Source organism: Burkholderia sp. WSM2232 (assembly GCF_000472545.1).
In the GTDB taxonomy this organism is placed as follows: domain Bacteria; phylum Pseudomonadota; class Gammaproteobacteria; order Burkholderiales; family Burkholderiaceae; genus Paraburkholderia.
Genome location: NZ_AWZV01000003.1, coordinates 140,107 through 157,773 on the forward strand (window position 1 = coordinate 140,107; position 17,667 = coordinate 157,773).

A 17,667-nucleotide genomic window follows, 5' to 3' on the forward strand; every position below is an offset into this window, starting at 1 on the left:
ATGAACACGCTGAAAACCTGGGTCAAGTCCCGGTGGTTCACGCACGCGCTCGGCCTGCTGCTGATCGCGGCACTGATCTGGCTGGGCGGCCCGTATGTCGGCATTGGCGAGCGCGAACCGCTCGCGAGCCCGGCGGCGCGGGTCGCATTGATTCTCGCTGTGGTGCTCGCGTGGGTGATCGCGTTGCAGGTTATGCAATGGAAAGCGCAGCGCAAGACCGCACGGCTTTCCGGCGACCTCGCGGGACAGGAAACGCAGCTCGCCGCCGCGGAGCCCGGCAGCGAGGAGCGTGCGCAACTGCTGCAACGGTTTCGCGAAGCAATCCACACGTTGCGCAAGACACGCCGTAACGGCAACAACCTGTACGCGCTGCCGTGGTATGTCGTGATCGGGCCGCCCGGCTCGGGCAAGAGCACGCTGCTGCAAAACTCGGGACTCGACTTTCCGTTGTCTGAGCGCTTCGGCAAGGACGCGTTGCGCGGGATCGGCGGCACACGCAACTGCGACTGGTGGTTCACCGACGAGGCCGTGTTTCTCGACACCGCGGGCCGCTACACCACCCAGGATTCCGATGCGCAAGCCGATGGGGCGGCATGGCAGTCGTTTCTCGCGCTGCTGCGCCGCTATCGCAGGCGCCGACCGTTGAACGGCGTGATCGTGACGATGAGCGTGTCCGATCTGCTCGGCTTCGACGACGCCGCGCGCGAACAGCACGCGCGCGCCGTGCGACTTCGTCTGGACGAGCTTGCGCAGCACCTGAAGGTCGCGGTGCCGGTGTATCTCGTGTTCACCAAGTGCGACCTGGTGGCGGGCTTCGGCGAGTTCTTCGACGACCTGGGCGCCCAGTTGCGCAGCCAGGTGTGGGGTATGACTTTTCCCCTCGACGCGAGCCTGGACGGCAGCGCGTGCAGTCGTTTCGCGGATGAATACGATCTGCTGCTCAACCGTCTCAACACGCGTCTGATCGAGCGCCTGCATGGCGAGCGCGATCGTGGCCGGCGTGCGGCGGTGCTGAGCTTTCCGCAGCAACTGGGTGCGTTTCGCGAGATCGCGAGGCAGTTCGTCGAGGCTGCGTTCGGGCGTCACGAGTACGGCACGCCGCCGATGCTGCGCGGCGCTTACCTGAGCTCCGGCACCCAGGAGGGCGCGCCGATCGACCGGGTCCTCGGAGCGGTCGCGCGCACTTTCGGCGTGGACGCCGCGCGAGTGCAGGCGGGCGCCGGGCAGCGGCATACCTACTTCGTCGAGCGCCTGCTAAAGGACGTGCTGTTTCGCGAGTCCGGTCTTGCAGGCACGAATCCGCGCTTCGAGCGGCAGAAGCTGTTCATGCAGGCGGCCGCGTATGCGGGCCTCGTCGTCATGACCCTCGTGCTGGTCGGGGGATTCGCGACCAGCTATGCACGCAACCGCGCGTTCGTCGCCGAAGTCGACAGCGCGCTGAAGGACCTGCCCGACGCCGCTACGCTTGCCGGCGTACCCGACATCAAGTCGTATTTCGCGCGGGCGCTTGCGCGGCTCGAAGTGATCGCCGCAACGCAGGACGCCGCGGGCCAGTACCGCGCGCACGTGCCGTGGTCGATGCGCTTCGGCCTGTATCAGGGCAACGCGCTTTACGCGCAGGCGCACAGCGCGTATCTGCGCGAACTCGACGGCACCTTGCTGCCCGGCGTGGATCTGCGGTTTCGCGAAGGTCTCGGCGAAAACGCCAGCAACCCGCAAGCGCTGTACGACGATCTGAAGGGCTACCTGATGCTCGGCGAGCCGCAGCATCTCGACGCGGACGAACTGGCCGCGCTTGCACGCGTCGAGTGGCAGCGGCTGTTCCCGCAAGACCCGGCGATTCGCACTGCGCTCGACAGGCACTTCTCGGCCCGGCTCGGCGACGCGCAGAAGCCCCGCGCGCTGCCGCTCGATCAAGCACTGATCGCTCAGGCGCGCTCGACACTGAAGACGGCGGACGTCGCCACGCTGATCTACGGCAGCGTGCGACTGGACGCCGGGCGCTCGGGTGTGTCGCCGGTGCGGCTCGACCAGTCGCTCGGCTTGCTTGGCAACGTGTTCCGTCGCAAGAGCGGGACGCCGCTCTCCGAGCCTTTGCCGGTTCTCTTCACGCGGCCGTATTTCCAGTCGGAGGTGAGCGGCGGGCTGGACCATTCCGTCGACCGCTTCGTGAAGGACTACTGGGTGTTCGACAGCGGGCGCGTCGATCCGCTCGCCCGCTCGCGCTACGAACAGCAGGTGCTGACGCTCTATGAGCAGGACTACATCCGGAACTGGGATGACTTGCTCGCCGATCTGCAATTGCAGCCTGTCACCAGCATTCAGGACGCGAGCGCGATGGCCGCGAAACTGTCGGGACCGAGTTCGCCGCTCAAGGCGCTGCTCAACCTGGTTCGCGACAATACGAGCGACATGTTGCGCGCGCCGGCAGGCGGCGGCGCGGCGAGCCCTGATTCGCTGGCCTCGCAGGCGAGGCTTGCCGGTGAAAACATCGCGGCAAAGCGCGCATTGAACACGCGGCTCGCGGGCGAGTTGCGCAACGCCGGCGCGCCGCTGCCCGTCGGCGTCACGCTTAAGGCGGGCGATGCGAACCCGGCCGGTTCGCGCCAGCCGGGCGCCGCCATCGAAGAACACTTCGCGCAGATCAATCAGCTGGGCGCGGGCGCAAGCGGCGCGACGCCGCTCGACCACAGCCTGGCCGTCCTCGATCAGCTCGGCAAAACCCTGCTGACCATGAACGACCTGAGCGACCCCGCCGCGCAGAATAGTCCGGCGCTGCTTGCCGCGCGCCAGGAAGCGGGGCAACTGCCGCCGCAGGTGGCCGGGCTGATTCAGGGGCTCACCGGCAAGAGCGCCGATCTGGTTGCAAGCGGCAGCAGCGCGGCGCTTGCCGATCAGTTCCGCGCGGCGGCGGGCAGCGACTGCGCCAACTTCGTCGATGGACGCTATCCGTTTGCACAGGGCGGCGGGTCGGATATTCCGTTGCAGAACTTTGCCGAACTGTTTGGCAACGGCGGCAGATTCGACAGCTTTTTCAAATCGACGCTTGCGCAGAGAGTCGATACGGGTAGCCGTGCATGGCGCTGGAAACCGGGCGCGCCGCCGGGGCCGCAATCGGTACTGGCCGGCGCGCAGGCAGCGGACGACATCCGTCAGATGTTCTTTCCGAACGGTGCGCAGCCACGGGTTGGCTTCACGCTGCTCGCACCGCAGTTCGAGCCGCCCATTGCGCGGGCCGTGATCGAGATCGACGGGCAGAAGTACGACTATTCAGCTAACGGGGCGTCGAGCGTGACAATGGCATGGCCGGGTCCGCAGCCGGGCCACGTGTCGGTCAGCGCATTCGACGTGGCTGGCCATCCGCTCGGCACGCCGTTGCGCCTCGACGGCGAATGGGCGTTCTTCCATGCGCTCGACGCCGCTCGCCTGCAAAAGCAGGGCGATCTGCGCTATCTGGCGACCTTCGACTTCGACGGCCATGCGCTCAGGCTGCCGATCCAGCCGGCGAGTCTGCGCAATCCGTTCGATAACAATGAAGTACGGCGCTTCAGGTGCCCCCGATGAGCGGCGCCGTCGGTTTTTACGGCAAGCTGCCTGGCGCGGGCGACTTCGTGCGGCGCCGGCTGCCGGCGGACTTCGTCGACGCATGGGATCGTCATTTCCAGCGCGCGGTGGAGATCGGGCGGCGCGAGACCGGCGAGCGATGGACGGACGCCTGGCAGCACGCCCCGGCATGGCGTTTCGTGCTGCCGTCACAGGTATGCGGCAACGGCTCGTGGTGCGGCCTCGCGGGTCCGGCCGTGGACCGTGTCGGGCGTGCATTCCCGACCGTGCTGGCGGCGCCGTGTTCCGGCGACGTCGCGCGGCTGTTCGGCAACCCCGGCTGGTTCGATGCGCTCGAACGCGTGTACCGCAGCGCTCAGGGCGAGGCAGTCAGCGTCGAGACATTCGACGCGCGCGTCGTGGCGCTGCCCCGGCCATTCAGCGACGCGCGCGACCTGGCGGCGCTTTGGCGCGAATTGCCGTGGGACAGCGGGCAATGGGAACTCGGTATAGCGGACAGCACGTGCGCCGGCCTGATTCTGAGCGAGGCATGGCGCCAGCTTTGCATGAGGCCGGGTCCGTGGTGCCTGTGGTGGACCGCAGGCGCGGCGCGGTTGCTGGCGACGCGCGGGTTGCCGCGCGATTATGCGGCGCTGCTCGGGCCTTCTCGACGGCCGGTTCAGCAGGCATATGGGCTGCACGAACTGAATGAACTGCAAGGGCTGCAGGGACCGCAGCATCAGTATCAGCAGTATCAACAGCATCAAGAGTATCAACCCTATCAACGGCACGAGCACCTTCCGCGCGCTGACGATCGGCGCAACGTGGCCGCGTCGGACGCCTTCAGCGCGCCTGGCATCCATGCAAGCGACGCCGCGACGGCAACGACACCCTCAGCCCTGGCAAGCGGACCTTCAATGTTGCCCTCGTCAGACAGTGCGGGCCTGGCTCTGCGCACCGCCGCGACTGGCAGCGCGATCATGTGGCTCGACAACGGCAATACATTGCTCGTGAGCGCCGACGACGGTCCGCCTGATCCGGGCCGCGTGGCCGCGCGGTGTATTCGCGAGACGGTGCTGCGCAATGGGCCGGACACCCGAACGCTCAGGGCCGGGCTCATGTCGCTGCATGAGCGGCTGCGCGACTTGAGCCACGATTTGAGTCACGACTTGAGCCGCGACTTCAGCCGCGACTTGAGTCACGACTTGAGTCACGACTTGAGCCGCGACTTCAGCCCCGAAACGAGCCACAAAACGAGCCACGAAATGCCCCGCGACTTGAGCCGCCACTCGAGCCGCGAACCGAGCAGGGCGGTGATCGAAAACGGCGCCGCTGTCCTCGTCTGTTTCGAGGGCGCGTCCGCCAGCGTGCTGCGCGTCGGCGCCGCGGCGGCGTGGCACTGGCGATCGGGCCGATTGCTCGCGCCGTTCGTCGAGCGTGCGGCCGGGGCGGGCGGCGAGCTCGACGATCTGCTCTTCGGCGACGCGTGGCTCGACATGCCCGGCATCGGTGCCGGCGGCGACCCCGGCTGCGACGAAGCCGCGCTGTCGCTGCAGCGCGGCGACCGTCTGCTTCTGCTCGCCACACGTCAACTCACGCGGCTCTCGCGCGACTGTCTCGCAACAGCGCTCGCGCTGCCAACCTGCGACGACGCGCGCGCGTATCTCGCGAGCGTGGCGGGGCTTCGCGCGCCGCCGTCAGAATGGCCGCTCGCCGTCGTGGAGATCGGCGCATGACGACGATTTGCCGCTCAGCCGGCCACACCGAGACGGGCAACGTGCGCCGCCGTAACGAGGACGCAATCCTGGTGCGCGAGGACCTCGGGCTGTGGGTCGTCGCCGATGGACTTGGCGGCCACGCGGCCGGTGACTACGCCAGCACGCTGATCGTCGAGCGGCTGGGTGCGCTGACCCGCGACGCCGACGTGAACGACTTCATTGCGGCCATCGAAGACACGTTGCAGCAGGTCAACGCCGAACTGCGCGCGGCAGCCGCTGCGCGACAGGTCGACGTAATCGGCTCGACGCTCGCACTCATGGTCCACGCCCCGGCGTTCGTGCTGTGCGGCTGGGTGGGCGACAGCCGTGTCTATGTGCAAGAAAACGGCACGCTGGTTCAGCTCACGCGCGATCACGTGCATGGTCAGCCAGCCGACATCACCCAGTTCGGCTCGCGCGCGCCGGCAGCGGGGGCGGGTGTGCTGACGCGCGCGGTCGGCGTCGAGGACAAGCTGTTCGTCGACTGGGCGGTGGCGGGCAGTCGTCCCGGCATGCTGTTTCTGCTCTGTTCGGACGGCATCAACAAGGAACTGAGCGACGGCGAGCTGGCCGACGCATGCCGCCATCCGCAGTCTCCGCAGCAACTGGTGGACCACCTGTTCGCGCTTTCGCTTGCGCGCCGCGCCCGTGACAACCTCTCCGCCGTGATCGTACGGCTCGACGCAGCCTGACAGACCTCCGATGAACGACATCTACTCACGCCTCGGCGCCGGCGGCACGCGCGCACGGAAACTGTTCCTCCTGATCGAGGCCCATGCACGGCGCCTGTTCGCGCGGCACGCTGCGCCGGTTACGTCTGTCTCCATGCAGCGGGGCGTGGTCGTGGCGCTCGACGCGAAGCCCACCCAGGCCGACGACGGCCTCACAGTCGTGCAACCCGCACTGGGGGTGTCGTCGCGCGACGACGGCCGGACGGAACAAGAGGACAGCGCGTCGCGCGCAGCACGGGACGACGCGACGGTCGTCAAACTCGCGAGCCGTTCCGCCGGCCGCGCGGAATCCGCAGAAGTCCGAAGCAATGATGTGAACGACAGTCATGTGAACGATAGTCATATAAACGACAGCAGCATCGGCGACAGCAGCTCCAGCGACAGCAGCCTGAACCGCGATACCTGGCAGCGGGTTGCCCGGGCGCGAAGCGGCGACCATGCATCGGTCGGCAAGCTGCTCAAAGGACGCTTTCTGCTCGAGCGCGAACTGGGGCGCGGCGGCATGGGCGTCGTCTATCTGGCGCGCGACGAGCGCAAGGTCGAGGCTCGCGACCGCGATCCCTACGTGGCCGTGAAAGTGCTCAACGACGAGTTCCGCCGCCACCCGGATTCGCTGATTGCGTTGCAACGCGAAGCGCGCCGCGCGCAGCGGCTCGCTCACGACAACATCGTGCACGTCTACGACTTCGACAAGGACGGCACGATCGTTTTCATGACGATGGAGTACATCGACGGCACGGACCTGCGCACGCTGATTCGCGAACGTCCTTCCGGCATGCCGTTCCGGCAGGCGTGGCCGCTGATCGACGCGATGGCGCGCGCGCTGCAGCGGGCGCATGCGAGCGGCATCGTGCACTCCGACTTCAAACCGGGCAACGTCATGGTGACGCGCGACGGCGTGCCGAAGGTGTTCGACTTCGGCATCGCGCGCGCGGGGCTGGCTGCCGCCGGCGCGGCCGGTGAGCAGACCGTGTTCGATGCCGGCACGCTCGGCGCGATGACACCGGCCTATGCAAGCCTCGACATGATCGAGGGTGCCGCGCCGTCGATGCGTGATGACGTGTACGCGCTCGGCTGTGTGATCTTCGAGCTGTTGACCGGCCGTCATCCGTTCAACCGGCACAGCGCCGACGTGGCGTTGCGCGAGAGCGCTGTGCCGCCGCCTGTGCCCGGTCTCGGGCGGCGTCAATACCGCACGCTGTGCCAGGCGGTGACGTTTCGCGGCGGCGAGCGATTGCAGACGGTGAGCGCGCTCGTCGAAGGGCTGCGGCCGAGGAAAATGCACGAACGCCTCTTGCCGTACTGTGCGGGCGCTCTCGCGGTGGCGGTGCTCGCGGCGGGCGCCTTTGCATGGCATAGCCAGCATCGTCATCGGCAACTGGAGGCAACCATCGCGCGCTTTGCCGATAGCGATCTGCGCCACTACGCGAACGAAGACCAGGCAGTCGCCGCGCTCGCGCTGCTCGGCGTGGACGAGCGCGAACGCCTCGTGCTGAACCAGAACGATCTGATTCAGCGCTTTCTCGCAAGCCGGCTCGACGCATACTGGAGCCCACCGCTTGGGCGGATCGATTATGCGGCGGCCCAGCACGTGTTCCAGATCCGCGACCAGTTGAAGCTGTTTTCGCCCGAGTTCGACGTGCGGCGCAAGCAGATTGACGATGAGCGCGCCGACATGCTCGCGAAGCTCGCCAGCAACCTCGACGAAGCGCTGGATCGGGACGCGTTGTTCGAGGACCAGCCAGGCAGCGCGGCGGATGTCCTGCACCGGATTCGCCTGCTGGACCCAGGCAGTGCGTTGCTGAAGAGTCCGCAGATCGAATCGCGATACGACGCTGCAATCGGGCAATCGCTCGACTCGGCCCGGTTCGATGAAGCGCGCGCGCGGATCGCGCTGGCCCTGCAACTGTTTCCAGACTCCTCGCGCTTGCAGCGGCGGCGCGGACAACTGTCGGCCGCAGCGGCAGCGGCGACACAAAAGCATGAGTCGCCCGCCGCCGCGATGAGCGTGCCCGATGCGCGCCGCTCGCTCGTGGAACTGGCGGCTGCTCCGTCCGCAAGTGCAGCGTGGCTCGACGGCGTGACCCGGGCGATGACCGCGCTGCAAAACGACCCGTCACCGGAAACCGGTACGGCGATAGACGCGCTCGCCGACGGCATCGTCGCCGCTGCATCGCGCGTGACGGACCCGCTGCTGGCGCATCGGACGCTGGACGTGATCGAGGTCGGGTTGCGTTACGCGCCGCATTCGCCGGGCCTATCCGCTCAGCGTGACCGGATGCTTCAGTTGTTGCAGCAGCAGCGCATCGACCAGCTAACAGCGAGCGGCGACGCGGCTGCGCAAATGGACGCGCTGCGGCTCGCCGCTGCCGCCAACGACGGAGCGCGGGCGCTCGCGGCGCTCAACCGGATGCGCGCGTTGCAACCCGGCAACCCGTTTCTCGCGAGCGGCGCGCCGCAGCTCGTTGTCAACGCGTATCTCGGCAACGCTCGCACGCTTGGCCGCTCAGGCAATCTGCACGAAGCCGCGCGCGTCGCCGCACAGGGCGCCGAGGCGCTTTCCGGCGACCCGAAACTCGGCGACGCGGCACAACGCTATCTTCTCGCCGCAGCCATTCTTGACGCGCGCGATCAGCCGATGGCCGACCCGGACCTACAGGCGCTGCAGGCACGCTTTGACACCGCGCAGGCAGCCGACCCCGAAGCCATGAAGCAGATGGAGCGCGACATCGGCGCGAGTATCGCGTTGCCGGAAGGCGGCTTGAACGCGGTGCTCGACCAGATCAAGGCGCGCGTCGAAAGCGGCGACGCGGCGAGCGCGCCCGCATCGGTTTCAATGGCACCGCCCGCGCGCAGCGACCGGCACAGCCAGGCGAACGCATGACGGGCAGCGATATGCGGCCGGCCGCACAGAGCACGCGGGCGGCGCGACGCGACATGCAGCCGGACCTTGCAGTGACTGCGCACGAGGAGCCGGGTGTGCGCGAGCGGCAAGTCAACGACGCGTTGCGCATGCTCGATGAAATGCACCGGCTCGGCCGCATCGAACGCGACGAGTATCGGCAGCGGCGGCGACGGCTGCTTGAATCGCTCGGCGGGGAAGCGCCTTCCGACGACCGTGATACGGTGCGCCGACGCGTGCCTGCGCGCGACACACGACGCGAGCCGGTGCCGTTTCGGCGGCGCGATGCGGGCAGTACGCGGATGCCCAGGATGCGAGGCCGCCGGGTTGCGCTGTGGATGCTGCTGTTGGTCGTGGTGGTCGGGGCGCTTGCCGCCGGCTGGTTGATGCTGGCGTCGTGATGGCCGCGTGTGGTGGGGGCGTGGTTTGATGAAGGCGGGGGCGCGGGGTGCATCGCGGGGGTAGGCGTCGCCGGTCGCTGGCTTGCACCTCGCGTCTCGCCAGGTTGCGTTTCGCCAGGTTGCGCGTCGGTGGCTATGCGATGGCGGTCATGTGGCGAAGGGCATGCGTCGAAGGGCATGCATCAAGGTCGCGCGTCGGAGGGCATGCGTCGAAGAGCACGTGTCGAAGCGCACACGTCGAAGAGCACACGTCGAAGAGCGCACGTCGAAGAGCACACGTCGAAGAGCACACGTCGAAGAGCACACGTCGAAGAGCACGTGTCGAAGAGCACGCGTCGAAGAGCACACGTCGAAGAGCACACGTCGAAGAGCACACGTCGAAGAGCACACGTCGAAGAGCACGCGTCGAAGAGCACGCGTCGAAGATCACGCGTCGAAGAGCACGTGTCGAAGAGCATGCGTCGAAGGGCACGTTTCAAAGAGCACGCGTCGAAGATCACGCGCCGAGGTCCATGCGCAGAAGCATCTATCCAGCGGCGGCTGAAGTGCCGTTGCCGATGGTATCGCTCAACAAGTCGCGCAAAAAGCGGCTCAAGGAGTCAGGCCGGTCTCCGAGTGCTTATTCGCTCTCCGGGCCCGACAACGCCTGAAGCTCCGACAGCCCGCCTGGCGCGATGTCCTTGAGCACGTCGGCGAAGCTCTTGCCGACGAGGCGCCGTGCGCGTTTGAGCAGGATCGGTAACGGGCTCGAAGGTTCGACACGCTCGTAGTAGTCGCAAATCTCGTCGAGCCGCAAAAGTACATCAGCCTGGCCGGAGATTCCGGCGTTCGCAGGCTCATGCATAGCGCCTGCGGGATCGCCGCTCCCGTGGACCGACAACGGTGACGACGAAGACGAGTCCAACAGCGAGGCCAACGGTGCGGCGACACCCGCGTCCGCTCGGCCTGGGAAGCGGCGCAGCAGTTGCGCATCGACGAATTTTTTCAGCTCTGCAATATCGCCGCACAGCAGCGCCATGTCGGGGCCGGCCGTGCCGAGTTTTTCCCGCACCAGCGCGACGATGGCGTCGGCATGTTCCTGCGCTTGTGCGAGCGTTGCGGCCGATTCGGGCAGTTGGTCTTCGGGGCAATCCATGCAGCAGGCTTCGAGGTCGACGAGCGTCGGAGCCGGCGCGCCGTCCTGCGACGGCGATGCGTTAATCGCGCCGGTTGCCACGCGCAGATCGCGCAGTGCAAAGCGGCCCAGACGCGGCGACTGCACGAATGGAGCAAGCCTGAAAATGCCCAGCGCGCTTTGCGGATCGCCAAGCGGCATCAGCGCATTGGCGCGGGCGGTTGGGTCGTTGTTGTCGTCGGCGTCCAACTGCGGATGCACATGGTCCCAGTAGCGTTCGAGCAACCCGCGAACGAGGCTGAGGCCCGCTGCCCATCCGGAAAGACCTTCGGTATGGGTTTGCGCGCAACAGAGTTGAACGGCAACGCGCAGATCTTTGGTGCGTGTGAGCAGCGCGCCGGCGGCGCTTGCCACCTTGTCCCAGTCCGGTTCCTGAGCGGCTTTCAGACTGTCGCCCATCGCGCGCTCGGGCGTGGGTGTCGCGAGCAGTTCGAGCTCGGTGAAGGCGGGATCGTATTCGAGGTTAAGCCCGGCCGGCGCCGCATCGTCGATGGGAGAAAGCAGGGCGTTCGTTGCGTAGGAGTCGGTCATGTCGGACTGGAAGAAGAGAGCGTGCGCGAGCGCGCGCGGAAGCAGCGGGCGCGCTCGCGCGATGCAGATTGGTGTTTGCTGTTTATGACAGAACAACTGGCCGCGAGCGGTTATTCCATCGCGAAGGCGAGGCGCCGGTTGCGCCGCCGGACCGATGCGGCGATGCATGTTCGAGCGGCAGGGCGAAAGCTCCCGGTCAGCTGTTTAGTGCGCGTTTCAGCGTGTTTAGTCGTACCCTTGGGCATTCGCGCAGAGCGGCGGCTCTTCGCGGCAAACCGGCGTAGCGGCTCCGCAGCAAACGTTTGACGTAGGCTGTACAATCCGCGAACCCATCCACCTGCAGGAACGGTCAGTCAGCGTCCGGCGCGCCGGACGGTAACCGTGCTTTGAGCCAGTCAACCATGTCAACAGCAGATGTCGAGAATCTGCCCAGTCTTCTACCGGGCATGCTGCCGCGACTCTGGGCATTCTCTCTGCGCCTGTGCGGGAACCAGCACGACGCCGAGGATCTGCTCCAGCGCGCATGCGTGCGGGGGCTCGAACGTGCACATCAGTTGCAGGCGGGCACCTCGCCTCTGAGCTGGATGTTTTCCATCGTTCATTCCACCTGGATCAACGAACTCCGTGCGCGCAATGTACGCAACCGCTCGAGCATGGAGTGGGACGACAACTTTCTCGAAACCGTGCCCGACCCAGCGGCGCGCAATCCTGCTGACAGCGTGAGCGAGATCATCGCGGCGGTGGAGCGTCTGCCCGACGCGCAGCGCACGGTGATGCTGCTCGTAGCGGTCGAAGGGTTCAGCTATGCGGAAGCGGCCGAGGTGCTCGGCGTGCCGATCGGCACCATCATGAGCCGGCTCTCTCGCGCGCGCCAGACAATCGGCGCGCAATTCAGCGACCACGATACGTCTTCGGCACGGCCGTCGAAAACCCAGCGAGCGGCGCAATGAAGATCGATGATGCCAGCCTGTTGGCTTATGTCGACGGTGAATTGTCGGACTCCGAGCGCGAGCAGGTGGAAAAGGCAATCCGCGAATCGGAAGACCTCGCGTCCCGCGTGTCGATGCTGCGCGCCTCGCAACTGCCTTATCGAAGAGCGTTCGAGCAGCAGGCGTTGCCGCCCATGCCGGAATCTCTGGGCCTGAGCGTCGAGGCATTGATCCGTCAGCATGCTCAGCGCGAGGGCGCAGAGCGCAGCGCAGACGCAACCGAACCGGACTACTCGCGCGTTGCCGAGACACAGCCTGGCGAGAATGCGCGGCGGCCCAGGCCGCGCGCGAAGTGGCGGCAGTGGCGCTTGCTGCCGCAGTGGCCGACGTGGCCGAGGTTGGCGGTGGCGTTCGTCGCTGGCGCGTTCTGCTGCGGCCTCGCACTGCGGCTTGTGCCGCAACTGGCCGGTGCTGGCGGCGCGCTCACCACGGCCTCCGACAACTCGGGCATGACGCCGTGGATCAAGGCGGCGGCCGGCTATCAGCAACTGTACACGCGGGACACGGTCGCCTTGCTGCAACCCGACATGAGCACCACGGCGACGACTGTTGCCGACATCCAGCACGTCGACAACCTGCCCATGCAGATTCCCGATTTGCGCAGCCAGGGGCTGACCTTCAAGCGCGTTCAAAGGCTGCGCTTTCATGACAAGCCGCTGGTGCAGATCGTCTATTTGCCGGAGAAGGGCGACCCCGTCGCGCTGTGCGTGCTGAAAGAACCCAAAGCCGATGCAGCGCCGTCGAACGCGAAGGTCGAAGGTATGAATGTGGTCGCCTGGCGACGCGGCGAATTGGGCTATGCGCTGATCGGCACGCCGGGTACAGTCGATCTGGATGCCCTTGGCAGACAGCTTTACGATGGCCGCGTGTCGGCGATCGTCAGCGACAACCGCACCGGTGCCGATGTCCAGCGTAGTTGAACGCAACAGTAGCGGTTCGGCGTGCCTCGCCCGTCTCTCTGCATTCGCTGGCGCAAAGCGGCCTGAACACGCCGCGCTGGACCGGACGCGTCGCCGGCCGCAGAACGCATGAGGTTCGGACACTCGCACGACGTGCAGGCGCGATCACGGCATCGCGCGTTGCGCTGGTTCGCCATTTGCGCGCTACCGGCGGCGCTCACCGCGTTGTTTCTTTCGTGCGTGGGCTGGCTTTCTCCACGGCTTAGCGCACGGCGCATCGTGAATGCTTTCGAGGCGACCACCACGCCGCACCCCGGTTTCAGGCGCAATCATGCGAAAGGAATTTGCGTGACCGGGCACTTTGATAGCAACGGAGAAGGTGCGTTGCTGTCGCGTGCCAGCGTATTTGCGAGAGGGCGCTATCCGGTTGTCGGGCGCTTGTCGATACCCGGCGGCGACCCCGCCGAGGACGACGCCTCCGCCATGGTGCGCAGCCTCGCATTGCGCATGACGCTGCCGCACGCCGAGCAATGGCGTCTTGCGATGAACTCCACGCCCGTCTTTCCGGTGCGTACGCCCGAGGCGTTGCTCGAGCAACTGCAAGCGGACGCGCGCGATCCGCGCACTGGCCGCCGCGATCCTGCGAAAATGCAGGCGTTCCTGGACGGTCATCCCGAGGCTCGCGCTTTCAGGCATTTCGTCGAACAGCATCCGCCGTCGTCCGGCTACGACAATGCTACGTACTACGGCATTAGCGCATTCCAGGCTATCGACGCGCACGGTATCCGTCGCTTCGTCCGTTGGGAAGTCGTGCCGGAGAGGCCCTATCGTGCGGTCTATGCCGGCGATCTGCGCGACCCGGACTTTCTGTTCTACGACCTGTCGAAAAGTCTGCGCAAGGGGCCGTTGCGCTGGCATCTGATCCTGAACGTCGCCATGCCCGGCGACACGACCGACGACTCCACCCGGCAATGGGTGAGCTCGCCGCGTCGGCCTCGAATCGATGTCGGCACGCTCGTGATAGACAGCGCGCAAACGCAGATCGACGGTCCGTGCCGCGATATTGCGTTCGATCCAACGGTTCTACCGGACGGCATCGTGCCTTCCGCCGACCCGCTGCTTGCCGCACGGCCCGCCGCCTACGCCGTGTCGTTGCAGCGCCGCCTGAGCGAAGCAGCCGCGGCGCGTGCCCGCGCGCATTGACGCGCCCCACGCCTCAGGTGGGAACACGCCGCCAGTCCGGGTATCATAGAAGCCCTCGGCAGCGCAGGCGTTCGTGCCTGCCTTGACGCTACTCACTCACACAGCCGTTTCTCTCCTTAGCCTATCGTCCAATGAAGCCCGACGACAGCCAACTGATCGCGTATGCCGATGGCGAACTGAGCGCTCGCGAAGCTGCACCGGTCGAGCGTGCTCTGGCGCAATCCGCTGATCTGAGAGAGAGCGTGGCGTTGCTGCAAGCGTCGCGGCTTCCTTATCGCGAAGCGTTTGCTGCGCAGAAATTGCCGCCGCTGCCCGATGAACTTCGGCGCCGCATCGAGTCAATGGCGCAGGCGGCGGGGCAGCAAGCGTCGAGCGATTTTGCGCCGCAAGAACAGCGCTCGGCGCGCCGCATCTGGCTTGCCGCCGCCTTCGTGGCAGGCGCTTTCTGTGCAGGCCTGATTCAGCACCTGGGCGGATGGCCCGGTGCGTGGGGCGAGCGCGCAGTATCCACGGCAGCCGTCCAGACGCGCCCGTGGATCAGCGTCGCCGTGGATTATCAGCGCATGTACACGCGCGAGACGGTCGCCCATGTCGTTCCTGATGGCGCCGCTGCCGCCCGAACTGTGGATGCGATTCGCAAGGTGGACGGCATCCACTTGCGTATGCCCGATCTGCAGGCGGCCGGGCTATCGTTCAGAACGGTGGAGCGGTTGCGCTACAACGGCAAGCCGCTCGTCCAGATGGTTTATCTCCCCGAGCATGGCATGCCGGTGGCGCTGTGCGTGATGAAGGACTCGCGGCCTGACGAGTCCATCGCGCAGCGCGAGATGGACGGTATGAAGGTCGTTTCGTGGCGGCAGAACGAACTGTCCTATGCGCTGATCGGCAAGCCCGACTCGGCCGACTTGCCGGCCATAGCCCGGGAGATTTCCAACGGCAATGTCGACGATATGTTCTCCGCGCTCGCTACAGATCGTCCAGCGGTGGGCTGATTTGCGGCTTTGATTCCCGGCGTGGTTGGCGGTCTGGTTGACAGCTTTGTTGTCAACCTGGTTGGCAACCCAGTCGGCAATCCAATCGGCAACCCAATCGGCAACCCAATCGGCAACCCAATCGGCAACCCAATCGGCAACCCAATCGGCAATCCAATCGGCAACCCAATCGGCAATCCAATCGGCAATCCAATCGGCAATGCGCGGCAAGGCACGCTGCGCTATCGCACGCCGACCCGATACAAGACGCTCGGGCGTCCTTGGCAGATCCGGCTAACCGAGCTTGCCGGCGAGCCCCACGACTACGGGACCCATCAGAGGCAACAGAATGTTCGACAGTGCGTAGGTGATCGTGTAGCCGATTACCGGCGTCGAATTGCCCGTTACGCCGACGAGCGCGCTGATTGCCGGCGTGCTGCACTGCTGGCCCGCGATCGCGCCGAGCAGCATCGGGGCTTCGAGCTTCAGCAGCGCACGGCCGATCCATAGCGACAGCAAACCCGGAACCAGCACCAGCAGAATGCCCGCGAGCGGCAGTGCAAGGCCGTACTCGCGCACCAGTCTGATCGCGTCCGGCCCGGCCGACAACCCGACCGCAGCGATGAACGTAGCCAGTCCGAAGTCCTTGATGATCTGCGCGGCCGCGGACGGTAGCGAACCGACGAGCGGATGGCGCGAGCGGATCCAGCCGAACAGCAACCCCGATAGCAGACAGCCGCCGCCCGTGCCGAGTGCGAGCGTCACGCCGCCGATGCTGCCGCCGAGCCGCCCGATCGCCATGCCGGCCAGCACGCCGAGGCCGAGATAGACAAAGTCGGTCTTTTGCGTCGGCGGGAGCACGTAGCCGAGCCGCTTCGCGCCACGTTCGACATCGGCTTTCGCACCCACCAGCGTCAGGACATCGCCGCGATACAGTTCGGTGCCGGGCAACGCGGGAATGGTCGATTCGAGCCGCGTGACAGCAGCGATGAACACACCGCGCGCGTCCTCCGGTTCGGCCTGCGTGTGCAGTTGCGCGACGGTCATTGCGTTGACGTCGGGCCGCGTCAGCACCACGTCGAGCCGTTGCGCGAACACCTGGCCGAAGTCAGTGCCGGCCACTTCCTCGCCGAGGCCGGTCGCAGCCGCGACGACCTCGGCGCGGCGTCCGGCGACGAGCACCACGTCGCCCACCGCGAGCCGTGTGTCCGGGGCGACGGGCAGGTTCGCGCCGTTGCGCCGGATTTGCTCGATGGTCAGGTTGTAGTCATGCTGTTTTTCGAGTTCGCGTACCGTCACGCCGCCTGCCTTGCCGATGCGGAACGCGCGACCGACGAGCGCTGGCGCGGCCTCACGCTGCCCCTCGCTGAACGCGCCTTCGCCGCCGAGCTTGCGCCACGCGCGCTCCGCTTCTTCGCGCAGGTTGACGCGCAGCAGCAGCGGTGCGACCTGGCTCGTGAACAGCACGATCGTGATCAGGCCGAACAGGTAGCTCACGCTGTAAGCAGTCACAATATTGGCCTGCAGGCGCTGTGTTTGCGCGGCGTCCAGACCCAGCCTCGTGATCGCCTCGGACGCGGTGCCGATCACCGCCGACTCAGTTGCCGCGCCCGCGAGCAGTCCGGCCGCCGTGCCCATGTCGAGCCGCATCACGGAGACAGCGATCATGATCAGAACCAGCACCGAGACGATTTCTACCAGCGAGAGCACGCCATAGCGCCAGCCGCGCCCAATATTCGCGAAGAACTGCGGGCCTCCAGTAAAGCCGAGAGCGAAAATGAACAGCGCAAATGCAATGCTTTTCAGATCGGGCGAGATGCGCGCGCCGCTCTGCCCAAGCAGAAGCGCGGCAATCAGCGTGCCGCACACGCCGCCCAACTGAATTGGGCCGATACGAAACGAGCCAATGAAATAGCCAATGGCGAGACATGCGAAAAGCGCAATTTCGGGTTGAGACCTCAGCAATGCACCGATCATGTAGCCTCGCCAATTGGCACGTTGATTAAGGCGAAATAACCGCTCAGGACCAATAAGAGCGTCTGCTCATACGGGACACGATGATCCGCCGTGCACAACGCGATGCGTGCCGAACGAATAGCCGGTAGCACGCCGCAGAAATGCACTTATGGAAGACTCCGCGCGCCTGCGGCCGCGGCCGGGTACTTCGGGGTGGCGCGGCCCGCAAGCATAGGCCGGGGAATATCCCCCACGACATTATCTTTTCGCGAAGTACGCCAGCCTTGGCGAAAAACGGATGTGCTGTTGTTATGCTGCTTGCAGCAATTCTGTACGGGGCGGCTTTCGAATGCTTCTTAGTGATATGGCAGTTTGCCACCTCTGTCAACTGTATTTGCTGCTCAACGTGGCGCCCAGTTAGGCGCTTCAGGTGGGCTAACCACGTGGGGCTAAAGGTGGCGCTTAACGTAGCGCTAGACGGGCCCTTAGCTGTCACGGCCACATCGGGCGGTTTCTTAAGCGTCGGCGCGAGACCGATAAATCACGTCGTAAAGAGCTAAAAGCCGACTGCTGGTCAGGAGCACAGATTATGTTTGCACGCCGCGCCGGA

Annotated in this window: 11 protein-coding genes; 9 read left to right on the plus strand and 2 right to left on the minus strand. The window is 66.1% G+C overall.

What is annotated here, in order from left to right; genetic code table 11:
* From tssM to F757_RS0100635, 5 genes are read left to right on the plus strand one after another with little or no spacing between them, the layout of a single operon-like run.
* Positions 1 to 3,564, plus strand: coding sequence for a type VI secretion system membrane subunit TssM (tssM, locus tag F757_RS0100615; protein WP_027209666.1), 3,564 nt, complete (start codon positions 1 to 3; stop codon positions 3,562 to 3,564).
* On the plus strand, positions 3,561 to 5,279 hold the full coding sequence (gene tagF / locus F757_RS0100620; RefSeq protein ID WP_027209667.1) for a type VI secretion system-associated protein TagF: 1,719 nt from the start codon (positions 3,561 to 3,563) through the stop codon (positions 5,277 to 5,279). The genes tssM and tagF overlap by 4 nt, the downstream gene beginning before the upstream one ends.
* On the plus strand, positions 5,276 to 5,992 hold the full coding sequence (locus tag F757_RS0100625) for a PP2C family protein-serine/threonine phosphatase (RefSeq protein WP_027209668.1): 717 nt from the start codon (positions 5,276 to 5,278) through the stop codon (positions 5,990 to 5,992). Before tagF ends, F757_RS0100625 begins: the two co-directional genes overlap by 4 nt.
* Before the next feature lie 10 nt (positions 5,993 to 6,002).
* The gene (locus tag F757_RS0100630) at positions 6,003 to 8,915 is read left to right on the plus strand and encodes a protein kinase domain-containing protein (RefSeq protein WP_027209669.1); all 2,913 of its coding nucleotides are present in this window, start codon (positions 6,003 to 6,005) and stop codon (positions 8,913 to 8,915) included.
* Entirely contained in the window at positions 8,912 to 9,334 is a 423-nt protein-coding gene (locus tag F757_RS0100635; RefSeq protein ID WP_232221315.1) for a hypothetical protein, read from the plus strand. The genes F757_RS0100630 and F757_RS0100635 overlap by 4 nt, the downstream gene beginning before the upstream one ends.
* Before the next feature lie 619 nt (positions 9,335 to 9,953).
* On the opposite strand, the gene tssA is transcribed toward F757_RS0100635, so the two are convergent.
* On the minus strand, positions 9,954 to 11,039 hold the full coding sequence (tssA, locus tag F757_RS0100640; RefSeq protein WP_027209671.1) for a type VI secretion system protein TssA: 1,086 nt from the start codon (positions 11,037 to 11,039) through the stop codon (positions 9,954 to 9,956).
* 401 nt (positions 11,040 to 11,440) lie between these two features.
* Between tssA and F757_RS0100645 the strand changes: the two genes are divergently transcribed.
* The 4 genes from F757_RS0100645 to F757_RS0100660 all read left to right on the plus strand — a co-directional run bounded on the left by F757_RS0100645 (position 11,441) and on the right by F757_RS0100660 (position 15,122).
* Positions 11,441 to 11,989 carry an RNA polymerase sigma factor gene (locus F757_RS0100645; protein WP_027209672.1) on the plus strand — a complete coding sequence of 183 codons (549 nt, stop codon included), beginning with the start codon at positions 11,441 to 11,443 and terminating at the stop codon, positions 11,987 to 11,989.
* Positions 11,986 to 12,948, plus strand: coding sequence for an anti-sigma factor family protein (locus F757_RS0100650; protein ID WP_027209673.1), 963 nt, complete (start codon positions 11,986 to 11,988; stop codon positions 12,946 to 12,948). The genes F757_RS0100645 and F757_RS0100650 overlap by 4 nt, the downstream gene beginning before the upstream one ends.
* A gap of 108 nt (positions 12,949 to 13,056) precedes the next feature.
* Complete coding sequence (locus F757_RS0100655) at positions 13,057 to 14,130, plus strand: catalase family peroxidase (protein WP_051376638.1); 1,074 nt, start codon at positions 13,057 to 13,059, stop codon at positions 14,128 to 14,130.
* Between the two features lie 131 nt (positions 14,131 to 14,261).
* Positions 14,262 to 15,122 (plus strand): anti-sigma factor family protein, encoded by an 861-nt coding sequence (locus F757_RS0100660; protein ID WP_027209675.1) that lies wholly within the window; start codon positions 14,262 to 14,264, stop codon positions 15,120 to 15,122.
* A gap of 273 nt (positions 15,123 to 15,395) precedes the next feature.
* Here F757_RS0100660 and aspT read toward each other — a convergent pair whose 3' ends face one another.
* The gene (gene aspT / locus F757_RS0100665; RefSeq protein WP_027209676.1) at positions 15,396 to 17,078 is read right to left on the minus strand and encodes an aspartate-alanine antiporter; all 1,683 of its coding nucleotides are present in this window, start codon (positions 17,076 to 17,078) and stop codon (positions 15,396 to 15,398) included.
* Positions 17,079 to 17,667 lie beyond the last annotated feature (589 nt).